The organism is Salinicola sp. JS01, assembly GCF_030284585.1.
Classification (GTDB): domain Bacteria; phylum Pseudomonadota; class Gammaproteobacteria; order Pseudomonadales; family Halomonadaceae; genus Salinicola.
Map to the genome: position 1 here is coordinate 130,460 of NZ_CP127244.1, position 20,543 is coordinate 151,002.

Consider the following 20,543-nt stretch of genomic DNA (forward strand, 5'->3'; position numbering starts at 1 on the left):
TCAGTTGGTAGAGCAACTGACTTGTAATCAAGCGCGGCGACCTTTGGAAAAGCTGGCATAGCTCAGATGGTAGAGCAGCTGACTTGTAATCAGCAGGTCCCGGGTTCGACTCCTGGTGCCAGCACCATCCAAAGCACATGCGTCGTGTAGCTTCGAAATTCCTCCTGCCCAGCATCTATTGCACTCATTCCGCTTACCACTGGATGAGGTGCAGTTATGCGTGTTTCAGCAACGGTTTGCTCCAAGGGCGGGGTCGGCAAGACGACCACGACAGCCAACCTCGGCGGTTTCCTGGCAGATGCCGGTCTGCGGGTTCTCCTCATAGACTTGGATTCCCAGCCAACCCTCTCTTCCTACTACGAGCTGTCACAGCCGGCTCCCGGCGGTGTGTACGAGCTACTCGCGACAGAGCTGGTCGACCTCGACCAGATCATCTCTCATACCGCTATTCCCAATCTCGACATCATCGTCTCTAACGACTATCGGAATCAGTTGCAGCAGCTTTTGCTCAACGCGCCGAATGGTCGCTTCCGCCTGATCGATCTCCTTGATCGCTTCGCCGATCGTTACGACGCCATCCTCATCGATACCCAGGGCGCGCGCTCCGTCGTCCTCGAAATGGCCGTGATGGCCGCTGATCGGCTGGTCTCTCCCATCGTTCCCGAACTGCTCACTGCCCGCGAATTCGTGCGCGGTACCCAGGGCATGCTCAACGAGCTGCGCGAGCTGGCACGCTATACCCGCTTCGAGGTGCCGCCGGTCTCCATCCTGCTCAACAAGATGACCGACCAGCTTCGCGATGCCCGGGACATCGCCGACAGCATTCGCACCATGTATGCCGAGGTCGAGGACCAAGGCATCAGCGTGCTGGAGGCGTCTCTAGTCAACCTTTCCGCCTACCGCTCGGCGGCGCTCCAAGGGCTGCCCGTCCACCGGGTCGAGCCGCGTAAGCCATATAGCCGCAAGGCGCCGGCCTGCGCCGACCAGCTCAAGGCCGTGGCGGTCGATCTTTACCCCGAGTGGGCCGACGCCATCCGCGCGGTAGGCGCTGTCACCTCCAACGGTAAATCCGGCACGGGGAAATCGGGGGTGGGCCATGTCCATTAATTTCCAATCTCCTGCACCCGTCGAGGCAGAAGCCATGGGGCTTCTTCCGCCGCACAGCATCGAGGGTGAGCAGTCCACGCTGGGCGCGTTGATGCTCGATAACACGAGGTGGGACGACATCTACGAGATCGTCGACGCGTCAGCGTTCTATCACTATCCGCATCGGCTGATCTTCAAGGCGATGGAGGAGTTGTCCCACGATGAGAAACCGCTCGATGTCGTGACGCTCTCCGAGCTGCTCGAGCGCGATGGTCATATCGAGACCTGTGGGGGCCTGTCCTATCTGGCCGAGCTGGCTCGCAACACGCCTTCAGCGACGAATGTTGTCGCCTATGCAGGTATCGTACGAGAGCATCAGCGCCGTCGTCAGTTGGCCAACATGGGCCGCGACCTCTGCCAGCGGGCGCTGGATGGGCAGCAACTCAGTCAGGCATTGATCGAGGCCACTGAACACCAGCTGTTCGAGTTGGCCGAGAACCGGCAAGGCAAGGAGACCGGCATACGTCACGCCTTGACGGCGGCGATCGATACCATCGACCGGGCCTTCAATGCCAAGGACGGCATCACCGGCACGCCGACTGGCTACAAGGATCTCGACGAACTCACCTGCGGCTGGCAGGACTCCGACCTGATCGTCATCGCCGGTCGCCCCTCGATGGGCAAGACCACGCTGGGCATGAACCTCGTCGAGAATGCGCTGGTCGCCACGGCCGGTCGCTCCGAGCTGGCCACTGCGCCGATCTTCGTCTTCTCGCTCGAGATGCCCGAGGAGCAGCTGATGCTGCGTCTCATGGCAAGCATGGGGCGTCTGGATCTGAGCAAGCTGCGCTCGGGCCAGCTCGATGACGGTGGCTGGGAAAAGTTGACCTCGGCCACGAACCGCATACTCGGCTTCGAGGAACGTCTATTCGTCGATGACTCCAGCGGCATCTCCGCGACCTCTCTCAAGTCGCGTGCCCGTCGGTTGATGCGACGCCACGGCAAACCTGCCCTGATCCTCATTGACTATCTGCAACTGCTCGTGGAGCCGGGCTGCGAGAACCGCAACAACGAGATCTCCGCGATCTCTCGGATCCTCAAGGCCACCGCCAAAGATCTCAACTGTCCGGTGGTAGCGCTCTCGCAGCTCAACCGCACGCTTGAGAACCGTCCCAACAAAAGGCCATGCATGGCTGACCTGCGCGACTCCGGCGCGATCGAGCAAGATGCCGACGTCATCGGCTTCGTTTACCGCGATGAGGTCTACAACACGGATAACCCCGACAACAAGGGGCTTGCGGAGCTGATCATCGGCAAGCAGCGCAACGGTCCCACCGGCACCGTGCATCTGACCTTTGTGAGCTCAAGCACGCGCTTCGAACCGCTGGCGTGGAAGCAGGTACAGGAGGGTTTGTCATGAGCACAGAATCTCGCAAGCCAATGGCACCAGAGCTACTCAGTGAACGTATCCATGACCGTCTTGAGCAGCACGCCGCTGAAGAGGCCTCAGTTGAGAAACGTCTCAGCACCTTGGAACTGTGTGGCCCAATCGCTTTGAAGCGCCTGATCGAGGTTGCCGAGGGGCATAGCGGCCAAAGTCATCACTGTCGACGGATCCTTCTCGCCGTTTACAACGGATCCAAGTGGCCACTCGAGCTAACCCGCCTCCGTTGTCTGGACCGTGACCTGCAGCGTGGCGCCATCATCCTCATTGAGTGGTCCGCCTACTCAGGCCGTGAGTTGCACGAGTATCTGGAGAACGGTGACCACTTGATGAATCGCTTCTGGGAGACCGAGTCCTGTCAGGGAGGTGAGTCATGACCTTCATCACCACATATTCCGGTCTCTCGGTTCACTTGGCGAACCCCACGCCACAGATGATCGATGCTGGTGACATCGGACGTTCACTGAGCCGCATCTGCCGATTCGGCGGGCATACCCGTCAGCATTACAGCGTTGCGCAGCACTGTGTGCTCGCGAGCCAATTCGTGCCTGCCGAACATCAGCTTACGGCCTTGATGCACGACGCCACCGAAGCCTATGTCGGGGACATGGTGTCGCCGCTGAAAGCGCTGATGCCGGAGTTCAAGCGTATCGAAGGTCGGTTTTGGGCAGCGATTGCAGAGCGTTTCGGGCTCCCCGGTGCCATGGATCCCTGCATTAAGAATATCGACCTGATCCTGCTCGCAACGGAACGCCGGGACTTGCTGTGCGAAGGAGAATCCTGGGATTGCCTGGAAGGGGTGATACCTCTGCCAATGCGCATCCAGCCCTGGTCGATGGATCATGCCTTCGGGCAATGGATGGCGCGTTATGAATATCTAGCTTCTCAGCGAGAGGCAGAGGTGGAGTTCAGGAGGGTCGCGTCATGACAGTGACTATTCCCCTGATGCGCTACCACGGCGGCAAGTTCCGTCTGGCGCCGTGGATCATGGCGCACTTTCCTCCAATCTCCGCCTTCGATGTCTACGTCGAGTCCTTTGGTGGCGCTGCCGGTGTCCTCCTGCAGAAGCCACGCAGCTACGCCGAGGTCTACAACGATCTGGATGGCGATGTCGTCAATCTGTTCGAGGTGCTGCGTAGGCCCGAGCAGCGGCAGGGTCTCATCGAGCAGATCGCGCTAACCCCCTATGCGCGTGGCGAGTTCGAGCGTGCCTGGGACGACACCCCGGATCCGGTAGAGCGCGCTCGACGGCTGCTGATCCGTGCCCACATGGGCTTCGGCTCCGCCGGTGCGACCCGTGGCAATTCCGGCTTCCGTACAGACACCCGACGTGCCCATGGCACGACGCAGCATCACTGGCAGCGCCTACCCGCGGTGATTGGTGTTGTGGCCGAACGTTTGTCGGGCGTGCTGATCGAGAACCGTGATGCCATAACCGTCATTGCCCAACATGACTCACCGCGCACGCTTCATTACGTCGATCCGCCTTATCTCGAAGAGACCCGCCAGAATGGGCAGCGGCGCGTCTACACCCATGAGTTGAGCGACCAGCATCACGTCGAACTGCTCGAGCGCCTTCGGGATGCCCAGGGCTACGTGATCCTCTCTGGCTACGACGCCGACCTCTATCGCGATGAGCTTCGGGATTGGCGCATGGCTCGCCGTCATGTGCAGGCGTCGGGTCAGCGTGGTTCTGGGCAGCGTACCGAGTGTCTGTGGCTCAATCCGCGTGCGGCGGAATGGGCCGGTCAGATGGAACTCAACCTTCCCTACCAGGAGGTGGCCCATGCCTGACGCACTGCCGATTCGCTGCTCGACGCGTGCCCTGAAGCGCGTGGTGCGTTACGCCGTTGACCACGGCTGGATTGTCGAACGCACCCGTGGCGGCCACGTGCGCTTCATCAAGCCGGGCTGTCCGCCCGTGTTCACCGGATTTTCACCCAGCGACGCCCGTGCCGAGAAGAACGTCCTGGCACGGCTGCGCCGGGTGCAGCGACAAGAGGAGGGCGAGGCATGATTCCTGATCGCATCCTTCGTAAGATCGAGCGCTGCCTGGCGCTGTCACGCTCGGCCAATGAGCACGAGGCCGGCACGGCGTTGCGTCAGGCGCAGCATCTCATGGACGAGTACGGCGTCAGCGAGATCGACGTCGCGGCGTCGACCGTCGATCGGGTGGCTGTGAAGTCGCCGACCGGACGCAAGCCACCGCGCTGGCTCGATCGGCTGGCCACGCTAGTCAACGCCGCCTTCGGCACCGCCACCGTTTACGAGCCCCGTCCGACGTTCGAAGGCTGGCAGGGCTACTTCGCCTTCCTGGGCGAGGCGAGTCAGGTGCGCATCGCGGCCTATGCGTTCGAGGTATTGCAGCGTCAGCTGATCAGCGATCGCAAGGCCTTCCTGAACGGCATGAACAAGCGTGCGAAACGCATCACCAAGGTTCGCCGGGCCGATGCCTATGCCCTGGCATGGGTGGCGGGCGCGTTCGAACACATCGTGCCGGTGGAGAAGACCGAGGAGGCCATCGCGGCGATCGAGCATTTCCAGCAGCGCTTCTATCCCCAGCTCGAGGCGATGAATGCCATCGATCGAGGGCAGCACCGGGATGATCAGCGGGCGATGGCCAGAGGTTATGTCGCCGGCCGCAATGCTCGCCTGCATGGCGGCGTCGATCGTGATCAACACAAGGAGCTGCCCCATGGCTGAGATCTATTCCTTTCCGGCGCGTGAGGCCACTGGCCAGGGCATGGAGCGGTGTCTGCAGGGGCGAGAGTGTCTGGCCCTGGGTCTGCTCGATCCGTTCGCCGGGTGGGTCGAAACGCTGGACACTTGGTTCGCGTGTCATCCCCAGGCACACAACAAGCGCAACGACGCGCTGCGCTCGTTGCTCGCCGATACCTGGCTGGTGTTCCACATGGCCTGTGATGAGGCGAGCCGACTGGAGATGCAGCCACATCACAGCCTGCGCTGGGCGCAGCTTCAGTATTTCGACCTCAGCGATTTCGAGCTGCTGGTGATCGTCAACGACAACCTGCTCGATCTGCGCCGTGGCCTGCAGGCGCTATGCCAGCAGCACCCGCCGCAGACCCGCAGCGATCTGAGCCTCCACGGGCTCACGCAAAGCATCGGTCGCTTGAGCCAGCAGTTGAACCATTTCTTCGATGATGGCTGCGCATCGCGGCAGCCGGAGTGGACCTCATGAGTAAACCATCCGTCACCCCCGACCAGATCACGGCCAAGCTGAACCAGCCGGGACCGGCGCTCAGGAGTCAGCCCACCGACCGGCTGCCGGCGCCGACCCGCGAACAGGCGATGTCGCTGACGCTGGATCAGCTGCGCCCCTACGACCGCAACCCGCGTACCCACCACAATCCGAAGTACGAGGAGATCAAGGAGTCGATCCGGGCAGTTGGACTCAAGCAGAAACTGACCGTCACTCAACGACCGGGCGATGATCGCTACATGATCTCCGACGGCGGCAATACCCGCCTGACGATCCTCAATGAGCTGTATCAGGAAACCGGCGATAAGCAGTTCTACCACCAGGATTGCCACTTCATCCCCTGGCAGGGCGAGATCAATGTGCTCGCCGGCCACCTGGCCGAGAACGATAACCGGGGCCAGCTCAGCTGGATCGAGCGCGCGCGAGGCATCCACGAGGCCAAGCGCATGATCGAGGAAGAGGCCGGCGAGACCATCTCCCAGCGCGAGCTGACCAAACGCCTGCGCATGCTGGGCTATACGGTCAATCAGAGTCACATCTCTAAAATGCTCTACACCATCGAGCATTTTCTGCCGACCCTGCCGCTGACCCTCGACGCTGGGATGGGCAAGGGGCAGATCGAGAAGCTGATCTCCTATCGCCAGTTCTGCGACGAGTGCTGGACCCGCTGTGCGGACTTCTGGATCGGGCACGCCGACGACCTGGGCGAGGGCGAACAGTGGGCCAACAACGTCGTCGAGGGCGACTTCGCCCTGGCCTGGCACGAGGAGATGGCCCAGCTCGATCACGAGGGGCAGACCGAGTTTCGTTGGAACATCGTCGAGGATCGCCTGAAGGGTATGCTCAACGAGCACACCGGGCTGCACTTCAACCCCATCGACATGGCGTGGAAAAACTGGTTCACCGTGCGCAAGTACGCCCGAGCGGCAACGGAAGAGGAACGTGCCGACATCTGGACCACGGTCGACAGTGAACTGGAACGCCTGCGTCACCCCCAGGAGCGCCACCTCTATCCGCCCAAGCCGGAGGCCTCCAATGGCGCATCTTCACCGGGCAAAACGTCGGGATCGTCTTCGCTGCCATCTACGTCCAATGCGTCGGGCGAGCTCCATCAGTCAGGCGGCGGTAGTGGCGACGCCGATGATCTGATGTTCGGCGATGGCCGGACCGATCTCGACAACTCGCCGGCACAGTCGCCCAGTGAGCGCGGCGTGCCGGAATCCGGCGGCGCGGGTGAGTCCGTTGCCATGAAGCAGATGCGCGCACAGCTCGAGCAGCTCGAACAGCGCAATGCCGAACTCGAGGCCCAGACTCATCGGACGCCGGTGGCACCGCAAGGGTTTGGCGCCGGTGACGAAGACAACGATGGCCTCGGCGGACTGCTGGATACCGACGGCCTTTTACAGGAACACACGCCTCAGCCCACTCGCTCTCCCGAGGAGCAGGCCACGATCGCTGCCGACCTGACGCTCTCGCCTCACCATGAAACCGAGGGGCATCGCCAGCTGCGTCACTGGCAGGCGAAAGAGCACGGCGAGGAAGCGATCGACTTCGAAGCGGCGGCGCTCAAGAGCGTGCCGCTACAGGACGGCGGCCGCATTGCGCCGATCACCGATCTCTGGCACGTCCCGACCTGGCGCCGCAACGCCCAGGATCTGCGTATGCAGATCGGCGAGGTGGTTCAGCTGTTGGCCAGTTGGGCCGGAATCGAAGCGAGCGGTAACAGCGAGGTCATCCGCCTCAACGCCCGCGACGGTCTCGGCTATGAACTTGGTCCCCTCGAGGGTGCCCCCAGCCGTCGCGCCCAGCTCGTCTGGCAGCTGCTCGCCGGCCTCGAGGGCAACATCGACCCGGTGATGCCGAGTGACATCTCGCTACTGGGTGAACTGGTGGGCAGTCATGGTGACGACACTGACGTGCGCCTGCCCGATGGTCTTTTCGTTCGTGTGTTCTGGCTGACCCGGCTGATTCGGGTCTTGCGTGACGGTCTCGATGCAGAGGGGGATTCGTGATGGCAACACCACAACTCAATCATGCGCTGTTCAACCAGGCGCTGGTTCTGATCCGTGAGGGTGATATGCGTCGCGCCCGGGCGCTGGGTTTTCGCGATGACGAGCTGCAGTGCCTCAGTCGTCTGCGAGCCAGCGAGATCGAATCCCTGATCAATGAGTTTCCGGGCGTGGCCCGGTTCGAGCTGGATCACGACACGTTCAAGGCGGCATTGCGCCGTGTCGATCGCGACCAGGATCGCGACGGGCTGGTCGATCACTGTATTCGTCACGGGGCTAGCGTGCAGATGCTGGCCACCTTCTTCGGCCTGACCCCGAACGACTGCTCGGCGCGACGTACCCTGCTTGGCGTGCCGAGCCGACAGGGGCGACTGCCCATGCCGGAGGAGAAGGTCGAACACGAAGCCTATCATCGCTGGCAGACCATCTCAGACGATCCGGCCAGCCCCGGTGCCGTGGAAGACATTCGCGGCATGCTGGTGCTAGCCGAGGAGGTCCAGCTGCCCCTGGCCGTGATCTGGACGCTGATCAAACAGTGGACCCTACCCGAGCAGGCACGTCAGCAGAGCCTGCCTGCCGAGGACGAGGGCGCGGTGCGTGAAGGGGTGGCGTGATGAAACATTTTGACGCGCTCATCGGGCGCGCGGCGTCATCCCTGACCCAACGCCGAGGCCAAGCCGCCTCGGCGTCGGGCGTTCAGGATGACGCGCTCGATGGCCTGCTGTTCATGGGCAATCCCCATGAAACCGTCCCTCGAGCGCTGCTGCTCGATCAGCGCCTGGGCGCGGTCGACGTGCTGGGCTGGCAGATGATCCGGCTACTGTCGAATGCCGATCGCACCACGGCATTCCCTACTTACGACGAACTGGAGCCATTGCTGCGCTCCGGCGCAAATCGCAAGGCGTCACGCAAGACCGTGGCGCGGGTCATCGCGATCCTCAGACTGACCCGCTGGATGACGCTGGGCATGAAAGCACGCAACACCGACAACGGCCGCATGATCGGCAACGTCTATGTGCTGCATGACGAACCGCTGGCACCCGCCGAGTCGTTGTCGCTCGATGCCGAATACATCGAGTACGTCATCCGCTGTACTCGTCACCACAACCGCGACGTCGCCGAGGTGGCTGAGCTCGTGCGAGACGAACTGGCCGAAAGCGGCGTGCTCGAGATTCCGTCTCGATTGGAGGTTATCGATCAGCGTGCCCAGCGGCAGAGCCGTGCCGAGTTTCCAGCGGAAACTCAGTCGACGCCCGCCCAGTTTCCGGCGGAAACTCAGGGCAATTCACCCGGTTTCCAGCGGAAACTTGGGCAGTTTCCCGAGGCTGATGATCCCAGTTTCCAGCGGAAACTCATGCGTAAATCAGCGACTTACGACACAGTTTCCGATGCAATCGTGCCTACAGTACGTAGTTATACAAACAGTGTGTGTAAAACCACCGCGCGCGAGCCGGACGCCGCCTCGCTGATCTGGAGCTGGCCGCTTGAACTGACTGCCGACGAGCGTGAATCGGTCACGTTCCTGCTGACGGGGTTGTCGACCGACATGCAGCAGGCGGTGATCGACGAAGCCGCGGGTCGGGTCGATGCCGGCAAGGTGAAGAACACCTTGGGGTTCCTGCACACTCTGGCGAAGCGCGCCGCCTCGGACAGTTTCCAGTTGACACACTACGGACGCGGCATTGCCGACAAACGGCGTGGCAATGCGGGAATCAGTGTCGAAGAGAACCGTATTGCCGCCACACCGGTGGTGCCGATTCGAACGCTGGCACCGTCGGACGAGGCAGAACCGCAGCCAATCTCAGCGGAAACCGAACAGGCGCGGGAGCAGATGTTCAAGCGACTGGGGCTGCGGCGCTAGAAACCCTTGCGATCGCGTTTAACGTTTTCGATAGGGCGACGCTCGTCGAGCCTTGATGCTGGCATCCCATTCAGTGCATCGACGATTCAGGAGTGATTATGGCCAGCGCTGAGCCCCGTGTAGGGCAGCTACGCAGCAAGATCGAGATGACTCTGCATACCTATCCGGCAGTGCTTGCCTGGCACGGACGCGGTGTCGAAAGCGGCAAGCCACAGGTGGTCGGTCTCAAACAGTTTCTGTCGCTCGCCGGACGTGTCCATCAGGCAGCAGGCCGGGACGATCCCTACGCCGACAGCTGGCTGCTCATGCTCGAGGAGAAGGTCGGCGAGACCCGACAATCGCTCCATCAATTGGAAAAGCGAGTGAGCCAGGTTCTGAAGCAGATCCCGGAGGGGCTCGATGTCAGTCGCAACGTCAGTCAACAACCGTTCGTGACGCCTGTGTTCACCGGCGGGCAGATGGGCTGGCAGGCGGTCATGCTGCTGATGCAGTACGACAGCATCGTTCGCGATGTGCTGCTGGCCCATCACATTGGACTGCTGGGCAACAAGCAGCGTGGCGCGATGATTCGCGACCAGGGCGGCCACGCCCTGCGATCGCTATGTTACGCGCCGGTCAAGTTTCCCGGGTTCAGCGGGGCGACGCGTGATGATTTCGCAGCCAACAACGCCAAGGCCCGAAACGCCCTCGAGAAGTACGGCGAGCTGCCGCAGGACATCCTTGAAGGGACGCGCCGCAGCGAGTTCGCGCCGACGATCCGACGCGAGGGAGCCGAGCTGGCCGGCAGTGAGCAGAATCCCAAGCTCGAAGGCGCGGACCTGGCTGACGATCAGATGCTGCCCCAGTCCGGGGATGACGGGGATTGACTCTGCCGGGTGTTTCCCCCGGAACACTCCACCGAGAGAAGGTCAGGGTGATTCCACTGTAATCACTCCACCAAGAGCCGGTCAGGGTGATTCCACTGTAATCACTCAACCAAGAGCCGGTCAGGGTGATTCCCCCGGAATCACTCCACCGAGAGCAGGCCAGGGTGATTCCACTGTAATCACTCCACCGAGAGAAGGTCAGGGTGATTCCACTGTAATCACTCAACCAAGAGCCGGTCAGGGTGATTCCACTGTAATCACTCAACCAAGAGCCGGTCAGGGTGATTCCCCCGGAATCACTCCACCGAGAGCAGGTCAGGGTGATTCCCCCGGAATCACTCCACCGAGAGCAGGCCAGGGTGATTCCACTGTAATCACTCCACCGAGAGAAGGTCAGGTGATTCCACTGTAATCATTCAACCAAGGACCAGGCGGGTGTTGGGGCAACCAGTATCTGCGACGAATACAGGATGGGGACCGTGAACGCAATGTTTGCACTGGAACAGCGTCAGGACTTTGCACTGAATCAGTACGCAAAGGGCCTTTTAAAACCCTTTAAGGGTAAGGGGGAGATGATCCGGTTTCGGGACGAGCTGGACGAGGAGTGTCGGCGGATGTGGCAAGAGGCAGCGGACTTCGCCAACCGCTACAACCGAACCGTGGTCCAGGCAGGGCTCTGGCTGAAACCGCATAACAACAGCGGGGGGCGTGTGCGCGCAGTGCAGTGGCGTGACAAGGCCCAGACCCAGATGGGGCGACGTCTGCTCGAGGCCGTGCTCCAATACGGCGATATTTCGGTGGGCATGAAGCATCAGCTGGTCAAGATCGAGACCGAGCGCGTGATCTTCAATGCCAAAGTCGCGGCGGCGACTCGACAGGTCGATCGCCTAAATCGACTGCTGAAAGACCTCGACGAGATCGAGGCCATGGTCTGACACCTGCAACGGTCCGGAATAGTTCGCCGCCGGTTTAACGTTTCCTGCTGACGTCCTTCGCCGCTCGCGGCCACTGTAGTTGGGCATACATTCGATCCAGGAGATTCAGATGAGCACGCATTTTATGGGCGAGGGGAACATCGGTTCGGATCCGGAAGTGAAAATGTTTTCCCCCAACGGCAATCAGCCGCCACGAGGCGTCATGCGGCTGAACGTCCGATTCGATAATCCGGTGCCGACCGATACCGGCAACGTTGACAAGGGTGGGTTCTGGGCAAACGTCGAGATATGGCATCGCGATGTCGAGCAGTGGGCTCGGCTGTATCAGAAGGGCATGCGCGTCATGGTGTCGGGCCGAATGGTGCTGGACGAATGGCAGGACGGCGAAGGTAATAACCGGTCCCAGTTCAAGGTGCAGGCCGTACGCATCGGTGTCCTACCTTTCCGCGTCGCCCAGGTTCAGCTCGAGCCGGCACAGGGCCTGCAAACGCCACGGCAGCCTTCATCGTCCCAGGCTCCGCAACAGGGAGCTTATCCTAAAGCTGCTGGACCAGAAGGTGAGTGGGACAACCCGGCGGGGTCTGATCCGAGCTATTCGGAATGAGCGGGCTCGCTGGCTTGAAGGAAGGCTCTATCATCAAACGGATAAGGAGTGCTGGGATGAAGCACTGGGTGGTGGCAATGGGGATGGTGGCACTGACGGGCTGCGCGGCGCAGGATCATTATTACTCGAACGGCGTCTGCGTGACCTGTTTCAACAATCCCGTGACCGGCGAGCCACTGAACTACGATCCCAACGAAACGCCGCAGAAAGTGGCAACCAATGCCGAGGGGGAAACGGTCGATGCCACAAGTCTGGGTAGCCAGAGCGGATCGGTCGACATCGATTCCCGTGTCGACGTCGATACCGCTTACGCTCGGATCAAGTCGGCGATGGGGTTCCGATCCCCCAATGACTTCGAGAGTCCGGAAAGCACCAATGCAAAAATGCAGATGGGCGATGTAGCCTGGAAGCACGACCGCACCCCGGGGGCCTACTACAATCTCGGCGATTACGGCAGGCAGTCCATCGGCGGAATGCGCTACTCCATCCTGCAGCGAGTCCAGATCGAGAAGAGTGGGGCCGGCTCGCGTATCCACTACAGCTGGGCGCCTGCCGACAAGCGAACACTCTATGATGGTGATGCCATGGAGTCTGCGCTGACTCAGCGTCTCAGGGCCGCGTTAGACTGATCGGAAATGCCCAACTTCTTTACCATCAAGGATGGTTGATGAACAGCTGGGCAACATGCTCCAGGGACTCGACGACACGCAGTCGACTGGCCGTGTCGTCGAGTTTCGTATTCGGCTCAAGGCGCTGATGCAGGAGTACGGCATTAGCGACGAGACGTCGTCGCATGGATCGAACAGGGGATCGTGGCGGATGGACAATCGTGACTTCACAGCCTACCAACGGTTTTTCATTCGCCCGCGTCCGGGACAGCGCTCGCTGATCGAGGCGGACATTCAGACTGTCATTGGTGGCGCCGTTATCCATCGTCCCGCGCCCGATGGCGCGTTGCTCAAACCGACGATACTCAAACCCGGAAAAGGGCGTTACCTGATCCCGATGCGCTGGCTCAGCGGCGAGGTCATTACCATCGATAACGCCTCCACGGCGCAATGGTTCTGGCTCGATGCCGACATTCCCTTCAACGGATCGCAGGCTCGGCGATTGGCCCTGATCCTGACACAGCATGCTGGGATCGCCTGTGTGGCCGAGGACAACACGCGCGGTGCGGCCCATGGCAATGCGGAAGCCTGGATCATCGACGAGGCGCATTACCTGCTTCAGCCCGATTAACATTCCCCACTGATTCTGCTGATCCAGCCCGTCATGCTGAGGCCATACACATTCTGTAAGGCCCGGTGTCATGTCTCGATTGTTCCTTTGCGAAAAACCCTCCCAGGCTCGCGATATTGGCGTGGTTCTGGGCGCGACGCGTAAAGCCGAAGGCTGTCTGCAGGGCGACGGCATTGTCGTCACCTGGGCCTTCGGTCATCTCCTCGAGCAGGCCCCTCCCGAAGCCTACGATCCGGCGCTGAAGCGCTGGTCATTGGACACGCTGCCGATCCGGCCGACGCAGTGGAAGAACACGGTGCGCAAGGATGCCGGCAAGCAGTTCAAGGTGATTCAGGGACTGCTCAAGCAGTGCAGCGAGGTGGTCGTCTCCACCGACGCCGATCGGGAGGGCGAGACCATCGGCCGCGAGATCCTCGACGCTTGTCGTTACCAGGGCCGTGTCTCCCGCCTCTGGCTGTCGGCGCTGGATGAGGCGTCGATTCGCAAGGCCCTGAGCAACATCCGCCCCGGAGAGTCGACCTGGCCGTTGTACCAGGCGGGGTTGGGCCGCTCTCGCGCGGACTGGCTGGTCGGCATGAACCTGACCCGTGCGTTTTCGGTGCTGGCTCAGCAGCAAGGGCACGAGGGCGTGCTTTCGGTGGGCCGGGTTCAGACACCGACGTTGGCCCTGGTCGTGCGTCGTGACCAGGAGATCGCGAGCTTCGTACCCAAGCCGTTCTGGGACGTCGTGGCCAACTTGCAGGCGCAGGGTGGTCAGTTCCAGGCCAAATGGCTACCGGGCAACGATGGCTGGCTCGACGAGGAAGGCCGGTGCATCAACCAGGAGGCGGCGCGGACGATCGCGGCCCGGTGCCAGAGCGGCAAGGCGACGGTGGCGTCCGTCGAGACATCGCGCAAATGTGAGGGCGCGCCGCTGGTGATGGACCTGGGCACCTTGCAGCAGGCGTGCTCGAAGCGCTTCGGCTTCGGGGCCCAGCAGGTGCTCGACATCGCCCAGTCGCTCTACGAGACACACAAGGCGACATCCTATCCGCGTACCGATTGTCGCTACCTGCCCACGTCGATGCTGTCCGAGGTTGGGATGGTCGTGAAGGCGCTCCTGCATTCGGATCAGAAGCTCGCGCCGGTTATCGAACGTCTGGATCAGAACCTCCAGAGCCGCGTCTGGAACGACAGCAGGATCACGGCCCACCACGGGATCATTCCCACCACGGCACCCTGCCGGATCGAGCGAATGAGCGAAGACGAATTCCGCGTCTACGATCTCATCCGTCGCCATTATCTGGCACAGTTTCTGCCCGCCCATGAGTACGATCAGACCGATGTGCGCCTGGACCTCGCTGGCGAGACGTTCGTGGCCTCGGGTAGACAGGTACGGGTCGAGGGCTGGAAAGCGTTATTCCCCCGAGGGAAGGACAAAGGGCAGGACGGTGACGACGAGGAGCAGGAAGTTTCCGGCGTGCAGGCGCTCCCGCCTCTCCGTCAGGGGGAAAACTGTTCAGTTCGGGATCTCCTGGTGAAGGATCGCCAGACCCAGCCGCCGAAGCCATTCGCCGAGGGCACGTTGATCTCGGCGATGAAGAACGCGGCCCGATTCGTCACTGACGAGCGTTTGCGCGCGCGGCTGCGCGAGAGCGCCGGCATCGGCACCGAGGCGACTCGCGCCGGCATCATCGAGACACTGCTCAAGCGAGGGTTCCTTCGCAAGAAGGGGCGCGCGATCGTTTCGACCCCGGTGGGGCAGGGGCTGATCGCGGCGCTACCGCCGCAAATCAGCAACCCGGGGATGACCGCTTTGTGGGAGCAGGCGCTGGACCAGGTAGCCGAGGGGGCGATGACCCTGGACGATTTCATGGAGCGACAGAGCGTGCTGCTCGACAAGCTCATCGAGATCGCGCTCCAGCAGCCTCAGTTGAATCTCCCGGAGGCACCCAGCGAAACCTGTCCCAAGTGTCAGGCGAAGATGCGCAAGCGCAAGAGCAGCAACGGCCCCTTCTGGTCGTGCTCCCGCTACCCCAACTGTGACGGCACCAAGTCGATCGGCAAGAAGGGCAAGCCCAAGGGCAGCCGCCGGTCGAATCGTCAGCCAGCTCAGGGAGGGCTGGGGGCTCGGAGATGATTGGAACTCTACTCACGCTAGGTATTTGGAAGTGGCTTTTGTCAAGCTTCTGCCTACACGACGCGGTCGCTCGAACCAAGAAGGTAAGTGACGGCGAGCGCAGCAAGCGGCCATCCTTCGTCTGTGACACAGAATGGCATTTTTCCATCGAGGTGTAAGGGCCCCCAACCAAGAGGTGCCTGTGGCTCGCCACCAAGCTGGGACGACTTGATCGTGGCCGGAGATTCTCTTCCGGGGTTGTCGAGTAACCAGGTGCAGGCGCAACTTTCGAGGTCGGGTATGCTACCCTATCTCCGGTTCACATTGATCGGGTACAATACCCGACCTGAAAGCATGTCGAAAGGAGCGGATCATGAGTTTGGTGCCGACCCCGATAGCATCGCGGCTCACCGGTCTTTCGACTGAAAGATTGCGTGAGTGGACCAGTCGCCGTGCACTCGTGCCAGCAGATATGCGGCCCCAGCGGAAGGGTTCGCCTGCTCAATTCAGTTGGCAAACCATTTTGATCCTGCGCGTGGCAGTGCTTCTGCGAGATCGCTTCGGTGTGGAGCTTCAGTTCCACAAAAAGAACTTTGCGAAGCTGCGCCAGGAGCTGCGATCGACCTCCTTCATCGCGCTATGGGGGCGACGCTTGGCCTTGAACTCGCAGGGTGAATTGTCACTACTTGACGAGCAGATTCCCCTTCTAACGGGCGATGCAATTCTTATTGCTCTTGATCCACATTTATCGATCATTAGGGACGGATTCGCTTTGCCTAATGCCCCGACTGTGGCCGGACAGCTTGACATGTTCTCGCTTCCTTCCATGCATACGGTGACGCGGCCACTGAAAACTGCGAGCGGCCGTGATGGAAGGCGCTCAGCATGAATGACGGGCATATCGGGCGCAGAACGTTAGCGTCTAAAGTTGTTTCTCTGGAGGTATAGCCATGGCTGATGTTTTTGTGCAGCAGTGGCTAGACAAGCTTGGCTATTCGGCCGACCCCGTGTCGCTGCATGTGCGCGGAACAGAGGTCCCTGCCACGCACCCGTATGCCTTGGAGATTACTGGCCTCCTAAAACCGAGTGGAGCTGTCCGAGCGCAGGCAGTGTACGACGTTGAGGGCATGCCGACTGTGGTATTCGTGGGTGAGGAAGGGCCTCTGACATCGCCGGCACTCGATGAAGTGCGAAAGCGTATCTGGAACCAGAATCTTGCGACTGTCGTTATTGAAGTGAAGGGAGCAGAGGCGGTCGCCTTGCCTGCGCGGAAGCTTCAAGACGAGCAACGGCTAAATCTAGACGACGCCAGACCTGATGGGCCTTTTTCCGCACTCGATATCGCAACAGCTAATCTATCGCGCAGACTGCCGAAATGGTTCGACGTCAGGGCACGGGTCGATCGCAAGCTGCTGGACAATCTGTCGATTACGGTAAACAAGCTGGCCTACGAAGGGCTAAGTGAAAACGTTCCTCTCATCACGCGCAGGCATTTGGCGGAACTTCTCATGGGGCAGGTGCTGTTCATCTCGTACCTGGAGCATCGAGAGATCGTCGGATCGACCTACCGCGAGCGTCGCGGCGTAACTCCGCTGCACGAGTTGGTTGCGTGCAGGGACCGTGAGGGCTTGCGGTCTCTGGTCGATTGGTTACGGGGAGACTTCAACGGTGACTTTTTGGGGGACGATCGGCACGATCCCTGGACAGCGCTTGCATCAACGGGCTTCGAACTGCTGAACCAATTTCTAAGTCGAACCGACCTGGAAAATGGGCAAAGGGATTTCTGGAACTACGATTTTAGCTACATCCCGGTAGAGTTATTGTCAGGTTTATACGAAAAGTTCCTCACGCCCGAGCAGCAGGCCAAAGAAGGTGCGTACTATACGCCACGTAACCTGGCTATGCTTACAGTTGAGCAGGCGCTCATGGCATCCCGAGATCCTTTGACTGAGACAATTTTCGACGGCGCCTGCGGGTCGGGTATCCTTCTTACGACCGCATATCGCCGACTCATCGCGTTGTCAGAGGCAAGAGAGGGTGAGCAGCTTGGTTTCGCCCAGCGGGGCCAACTACTGACACGAAGCATCTTCGGTGCCGATATCAACTTCATGGCCTGCCGCGTCACGGCCTTTAGCCTGTACCTGTCATTGCTTGAAGGCCTCGATCCAGCGGATATTCTCGCGGCCCAAGAACGTGACGGCACCAAGCTGCCGTCCTTAAGGGATACCAACCTAGCCTACGGCAAGGTAAAAGGAGATTTTTTCCGGGATTCGCACGCTTTCCATGGCCGTCGCTTCTCGCTGATCATCTCCAACCCGCCATGGGCGGAACCTGAGGGCGAGACTCGTACGTCGACGGACGACTGGGCAGAACGCGCACGCGTGCCGTTCGCTCGGCGTCAGATTGCCGGCGCGTATGCGCTGCGCGCATTAGAGTTTCTGTCGGATGGTGGCCGGGCATGCTTCATCCTGCCAATCGGCCAGTTTCTCGGCGCTTCCGCTTCGAGTGCGAGTTTTGTCGCGCACACCTTGAGCAGCTACCAGCCACTGCGACTGATCAATTTCGGTGATCTGCAGGGCCTACTTTTCCCGACGGCAGAGAACACTTGCCACGTTTTTCTCGGTGAGCGCCGCGATGGTGATCGTAGGCTGGTTCCCTTCGACGAGACGTTCGACTATCTAGTTCCCAAGGCAGACTTAAGTCTGGCCCTGGGCCGATTGACGATGCAATCTGCCGACCGGCATACATTGCAGACTCGTGCAGTGGCTGAGGATCCACAGTTATTGGTCACTATGATGTGGGGGGATGCGAGCGATCTGTCCATTTGGACTCGGCTGACCCTGCGTGGCACTTTCGCCGATTTCTGGCGCGGACCTAAAGAATTTCGGCGCTGGACATACCGCAAGGGTATACATCTCCACGACAAGAGCCGCCAAGCTGTCGACGCCGATGTGCTCCGCAAGAAGCCTCATGTACCGGTCGCTGCTCTGCGCTCGGGCTCGCCAGTGCTGCACCCGGAACTAGTGACCGATTGGCCCACAAATCAAGCAACTGTCGTCGGCTTGGGACCCAGTGTTCTGAAGGTGTTCGAGGGGCCGAGGGTCTTGTTCCCGGATGGTTTTTCTAGGGGCGAGCAGAACGTGCGTGCCGTCTACTACGACGGTTTTGCCTCGTTCACGCACAGCGTTGGCGTGATCGCCGGACCGAAAGAAGACTCAGCTTTGCTACAGTTCGTCGCGGTCTATTTGCGCTCGACTTTGGCTCGCTACTTTCTAATGATGCGCGGTTGGAAGATGCTGTGCGAACGCAACGGCGTGCATCTGAGCGACGTTGAAGCTTTTCCTTTCTTCCCACCGGATGACGCTCCCGATCCAGAGGCTGCACGAGCCGCGCTGGCTCGAGTGGAGAAGCATATGACCGCGCTGACCTCTCTGACTTGTTTGGAGCAAACTCCGCGTTATGAGACGTTGCGCGATGAACTCGACGATGCGATCTTTGGCTATTTCGGTCTTACGAGCGAAGAACAAATGCTTGTGCGTGAGACCGTAAGCATCCTGATGCCTTCGGTGCGCCCCCGAAGTTTCAAGAGCCTGGACACCCCTGCACAGCATCGTGTCGAAACTAGAGATTTCGACATCTACGCCCGCGCGCTCGCCGAGGCGTTGACGACCTGGCGAACTAAAACGCATGGCGAGGGACGATTCCGGGTAGATGTTTTGGCAAGCGATCCTCGCCGCGCCGGACCATGTGGCATTGTGCGAATTTCCTACCAGCAGCACCCCACCAGCGCTGCAAAGGTCAACACAATAGTCAACGATGATCTAGTTCTCACCACGCTCGCAGAGTTTCGCCGCATCGGCCTTCAGGCGGTTCCGTTTGGGGACTTTCTGACATTGGTGCCCGATGTGCACCTGTGGATTGGTGAATGCCTGTATCTCGTGCGCCCCCTCGCTCGTCGCAATTGGACGCGAAGGCAGGCTCACCGGGATGCCGAGTATATTGTGCGCAGCGTTCAGATGCAGCCGCATAGCCAGCAAAAAGCGGAGATTTCATGACGTCAATAGGAAACCCAGCGTCGGCTGCTCCGCCTGATTGGCTGGCCGCTTTTCCGGTCCAACCTGCTAAGGAAGCTGTGGAAGCGCTACGAGAGGGATGGATGGAGTTGGCACAGCGGCCACGACCGGACTTCAACCACAAGACGAAAGAAGATGCATTAACCAAACGTCTAAAGGTCTATGTGGAGAACCACGTGGCCCGTCAGCGTGGTCTCCTTGGCATGTGGGCTGCCGAGGACATCATTGGGGACGTCGATCCCGTCACCGGAGAGATGATCGAAGAACGACGCACCGATATAGTCTACGGCTGGAACGACTCGGCTCGAAGCATGAAGCTCGTCTTCGAGTTTAAGCGCTTGGGACGCCAAAAAAGGCATCGTGACCACTACCTGCAGGACCAAGGGCTTAGACGCTTTGTTACCGGAATTTACAGTCGCGGGCAGGTGGCCGCAGCAATGGTGGGGGTTTTGCTTGATCCAGAGCCCGAGGTCGTACCTCCAATTAGATTAGCGCTGGAGCAGGACGCTTTGGCGACCGCACTGCGCTTGCGTAAGACGGCCACAGGTTGTGCGTATATACAACCTTCCGAACTCTTTGACCATGCAGACTTCGATACCGAGCACGAACGGGATGCCGCCCTTGCGCCCTCGCACGGCACAATCCGCGTTTCACACTTCTTCTTTAGCTTTGGCTACCGAGTTACAACTTGAACCAGCAGAAATCAGTGCACGCCCCAAAACTTATTCGGGAGTGCAGTCAAGTAAAACGCGGCGGTAGCAAGGTTAAAGAGCGTAGCAGGCGCAAGCCTGAAAATCAGTCTGGGCGCTGGGTAGCGACGATACACGATACCCGCGCACTCGCGAGAGGGGTGCTGGTTCAAGGCCAGGGTGGATAAACCCCTTCCAGCTTGCCAGATTGGCGACACTCCTCGATAATTGCTCCTGCACCCCGTTGCCAACTGACGGTCATCAGTTGGTCCCTTTGGACTCTCCTTGGGTCCGAACCCAAAGCGCAAACACCTGGTGAGAATGCGCACCCCTTCGCAAGGCTCTCTTGCACTACATTGGCGTGTATGCGGGTTCCAGGTTCCCTATGTTTCAGGTCGACCGGTCGTCGACCCCTTCTT

Annotated in this window: 20 protein-coding genes and 1 tRNA gene; all 21 read left to right on the top strand. The window is 60.4% G+C overall.

Annotated features, from left to right (window positions below):
* Positions 1-51 precede the first annotated feature (51 nt).
* The 21 genes from QO259_RS00675 (at position 52) to QO259_RS00775 (ending at position 20,127) form a co-directional block, all read left to right on the top strand.
* A tRNA-Thr gene (locus QO259_RS00675) sits at positions 52-127 on the top strand.
* An 89-nt stretch (positions 128-216) separates the two neighbouring features.
* Positions 217-1,107 carry a ParA family protein gene (locus QO259_RS00680; protein WP_285951399.1) on the top strand — a complete coding sequence of 297 codons (891 nt, stop codon included), beginning with the start codon at positions 217-219 and terminating at the stop codon, positions 1,105-1,107.
* The gene (gene dnaB / locus QO259_RS00685; protein WP_285951400.1) at positions 1,097-2,506 is read left to right on the top strand and encodes a replicative DNA helicase; all 1,410 of its coding nucleotides are present in this window, start codon (positions 1,097-1,099) and stop codon (positions 2,504-2,506) included. Before QO259_RS00680 ends, dnaB begins: the two co-directional genes overlap by 11 nt.
* A complete protein-coding gene (locus QO259_RS00690) occupies positions 2,503-2,907 on the top strand; it encodes a DUF7673 family protein (protein WP_285951401.1) in 405 nt (134 codons plus the stop codon). Before dnaB ends, QO259_RS00690 begins: the two co-directional genes overlap by 4 nt.
* Positions 2,904-3,458 carry a hypothetical protein gene (locus QO259_RS00695; RefSeq protein WP_285951402.1) on the top strand — a complete coding sequence of 185 codons (555 nt, stop codon included), beginning with the start codon at positions 2,904-2,906 and terminating at the stop codon, positions 3,456-3,458. The genes QO259_RS00690 and QO259_RS00695 overlap by 4 nt, the downstream gene beginning before the upstream one ends.
* Entirely contained in the window at positions 3,455-4,324 is an 870-nt protein-coding gene (locus tag QO259_RS00700; RefSeq protein ID WP_285951403.1) for a DNA adenine methylase, read from the top strand. The genes QO259_RS00695 and QO259_RS00700 overlap by 4 nt, the downstream gene beginning before the upstream one ends.
* Positions 4,317-4,547 (top strand): type II toxin-antitoxin system HicA family toxin, encoded by a 231-nt coding sequence (locus tag QO259_RS00705; RefSeq protein WP_285951404.1) that lies wholly within the window; start codon positions 4,317-4,319, stop codon positions 4,545-4,547. Before QO259_RS00700 ends, QO259_RS00705 begins: the two co-directional genes overlap by 8 nt.
* Entirely contained in the window at positions 4,544-5,233 is a 690-nt protein-coding gene (locus tag QO259_RS00710) for a DUF2786 domain-containing protein (RefSeq protein WP_285951405.1), read from the top strand. The genes QO259_RS00705 and QO259_RS00710 overlap by 4 nt, the downstream gene beginning before the upstream one ends.
* Complete coding sequence (locus QO259_RS00715; RefSeq protein ID WP_285951406.1) at positions 5,226-5,729, top strand: hypothetical protein; 504 nt, start codon at positions 5,226-5,228, stop codon at positions 5,727-5,729. Before QO259_RS00710 ends, QO259_RS00715 begins: the two co-directional genes overlap by 8 nt.
* The gene (locus tag QO259_RS00720) at positions 5,726-7,762 is read left to right on the top strand and encodes a ParB family protein (protein WP_285951407.1); all 2,037 of its coding nucleotides are present in this window, start codon (positions 5,726-5,728) and stop codon (positions 7,760-7,762) included. The genes QO259_RS00715 and QO259_RS00720 overlap by 4 nt, the downstream gene beginning before the upstream one ends.
* Positions 7,762-8,373: a DUF2857 domain-containing protein gene (locus QO259_RS00725; protein ID WP_285951408.1), complete on the top strand. Its 612-nt coding sequence runs from the start codon at positions 7,762-7,764 to the stop codon at positions 8,371-8,373. The genes QO259_RS00720 and QO259_RS00725 overlap by 1 nt, the downstream gene beginning before the upstream one ends.
* The gene (locus QO259_RS00730; RefSeq protein WP_285951409.1) at positions 8,373-9,620 is read left to right on the top strand and encodes an STY4528 family pathogenicity island replication protein; all 1,248 of its coding nucleotides are present in this window, start codon (positions 8,373-8,375) and stop codon (positions 9,618-9,620) included. The genes QO259_RS00725 and QO259_RS00730 overlap by 1 nt, the downstream gene beginning before the upstream one ends.
* A 98-nt stretch (positions 9,621-9,718) precedes the next feature.
* On the top strand, positions 9,719-10,486 hold the full coding sequence (locus QO259_RS00735) for a PFL_4669 family integrating conjugative element protein (protein ID WP_285951410.1): 768 nt from the start codon (positions 9,719-9,721) through the stop codon (positions 10,484-10,486).
* Positions 10,487-10,974: 488 nt separating this feature from the next.
* The gene (locus QO259_RS00740) at positions 10,975-11,421 is read left to right on the top strand and encodes a DUF3158 family protein (protein ID WP_285952717.1); all 447 of its coding nucleotides are present in this window, start codon (positions 10,975-10,977) and stop codon (positions 11,419-11,421) included.
* Positions 11,422-11,530: 109 nt separating this feature from the next.
* A complete protein-coding gene (locus QO259_RS00745) occupies positions 11,531-12,025 on the top strand; it encodes a single-stranded DNA-binding protein (RefSeq protein WP_285951411.1) in 495 nt (164 codons plus the stop codon).
* 56 nt (positions 12,026-12,081) lie between these two features.
* Entirely contained in the window at positions 12,082-12,654 is a 573-nt protein-coding gene (locus QO259_RS00750) for a hypothetical protein (RefSeq protein ID WP_285951412.1), read from the top strand.
* 55 nt (positions 12,655-12,709) lie between these two features.
* A complete protein-coding gene (locus tag QO259_RS00755; protein WP_285951413.1) occupies positions 12,710-13,264 on the top strand; it encodes a hypothetical protein in 555 nt (184 codons plus the stop codon).
* Positions 13,265-13,334: 70 nt separating this feature from the next.
* Positions 13,335-15,383 (top strand): DNA topoisomerase III, encoded by a 2,049-nt coding sequence (locus QO259_RS00760; protein WP_285951414.1) that lies wholly within the window; start codon positions 13,335-13,337, stop codon positions 15,381-15,383.
* A gap of 352 nt (positions 15,384-15,735) precedes the next feature.
* The gene (locus QO259_RS00765; protein WP_285951415.1) at positions 15,736-16,251 is read left to right on the top strand and encodes a hypothetical protein; all 516 of its coding nucleotides are present in this window, start codon (positions 15,736-15,738) and stop codon (positions 16,249-16,251) included.
* 61 nt (positions 16,252-16,312) lie between these two features.
* Entirely contained in the window at positions 16,313-19,417 is a 3,105-nt protein-coding gene (locus tag QO259_RS00770) for an HsdM family class I SAM-dependent methyltransferase (protein WP_285951416.1), read from the top strand.
* A complete protein-coding gene (locus QO259_RS00775) occupies positions 19,414-20,127 on the top strand; it encodes a hypothetical protein (protein ID WP_285951417.1) in 714 nt (237 codons plus the stop codon). Before QO259_RS00770 ends, QO259_RS00775 begins: the two co-directional genes overlap by 4 nt.
* The last annotated feature ends 416 nt before the right edge of the window (positions 20,128-20,543 follow it).

What these genes read in the sequence shown, in the direction of transcription:
- dnaB (WP_285951400.1), top strand. Translation starts at nt 1,097, where the DNA reads ATGTCCATTAATTTCCAATCTCCTGCACCCGTCGAGGCAGAAGCCATG.
- QO259_RS00680 (WP_285951399.1), top strand. Translation starts at nt 217, where the DNA reads ATGCGTGTTTCAGCAACGGTTTGCTCCAAGGGCGGGGTCGGCAAGACG.
- QO259_RS00725 (WP_285951408.1), top strand. Translation starts at nt 7,762, where the DNA reads ATGGCAACACCACAACTCAATCATGCGCTGTTCAACCAGGCGCTGGTT.
- QO259_RS00715 (WP_285951406.1), top strand. Translation starts at nt 5,226, where the DNA reads ATGGCTGAGATCTATTCCTTTCCGGCGCGTGAGGCCACTGGCCAGGGC.
- QO259_RS00700 (WP_285951403.1), top strand. Translation starts at nt 3,455, where the DNA reads ATGACAGTGACTATTCCCCTGATGCGCTACCACGGCGGCAAGTTCCGT.
- QO259_RS00770 (WP_285951416.1), top strand. Translation starts at nt 16,313, where the DNA reads ATGGCTGATGTTTTTGTGCAGCAGTGGCTAGACAAGCTTGGCTATTCG.
- QO259_RS00705 (WP_285951404.1), top strand. Translation starts at nt 4,317, where the DNA reads ATGCCTGACGCACTGCCGATTCGCTGCTCGACGCGTGCCCTGAAGCGC.
- QO259_RS00740 (WP_285952717.1), top strand. Translation starts at nt 10,975, where the DNA reads ATGTTTGCACTGGAACAGCGTCAGGACTTTGCACTGAATCAGTACGCA.
- QO259_RS00710 (WP_285951405.1), top strand. Translation starts at nt 4,544, where the DNA reads ATGATTCCTGATCGCATCCTTCGTAAGATCGAGCGCTGCCTGGCGCTG.
- QO259_RS00695 (WP_285951402.1), top strand. Translation starts at nt 2,904, where the DNA reads ATGACCTTCATCACCACATATTCCGGTCTCTCGGTTCACTTGGCGAAC.
- QO259_RS00750 (WP_285951412.1), top strand. Translation starts at nt 12,082, where the DNA reads ATGAAGCACTGGGTGGTGGCAATGGGGATGGTGGCACTGACGGGCTGC.
- QO259_RS00755 (WP_285951413.1), top strand. Translation starts at nt 12,710, where the DNA reads ATGCTCCAGGGACTCGACGACACGCAGTCGACTGGCCGTGTCGTCGAG.
- QO259_RS00720 (WP_285951407.1), top strand. Translation starts at nt 5,726, where the DNA reads ATGAGTAAACCATCCGTCACCCCCGACCAGATCACGGCCAAGCTGAAC.
- QO259_RS00735 (WP_285951410.1), top strand. Translation starts at nt 9,719, where the DNA reads ATGGCCAGCGCTGAGCCCCGTGTAGGGCAGCTACGCAGCAAGATCGAG.
- QO259_RS00775 (WP_285951417.1), top strand. Translation starts at nt 19,414, where the DNA reads ATGACGTCAATAGGAAACCCAGCGTCGGCTGCTCCGCCTGATTGGCTG.
- QO259_RS00765 (WP_285951415.1), top strand. Translation starts at nt 15,736, where the DNA reads ATGAGTTTGGTGCCGACCCCGATAGCATCGCGGCTCACCGGTCTTTCG.
- QO259_RS00745 (WP_285951411.1), top strand. Translation starts at nt 11,531, where the DNA reads ATGAGCACGCATTTTATGGGCGAGGGGAACATCGGTTCGGATCCGGAA.
- QO259_RS00690 (WP_285951401.1), top strand. Translation starts at nt 2,503, where the DNA reads ATGAGCACAGAATCTCGCAAGCCAATGGCACCAGAGCTACTCAGTGAA.
- QO259_RS00760 (WP_285951414.1), top strand. Translation starts at nt 13,335, where the DNA reads ATGTCTCGATTGTTCCTTTGCGAAAAACCCTCCCAGGCTCGCGATATT.
- QO259_RS00730 (WP_285951409.1), top strand. Translation starts at nt 8,373, where the DNA reads ATGAAACATTTTGACGCGCTCATCGGGCGCGCGGCGTCATCCCTGACC.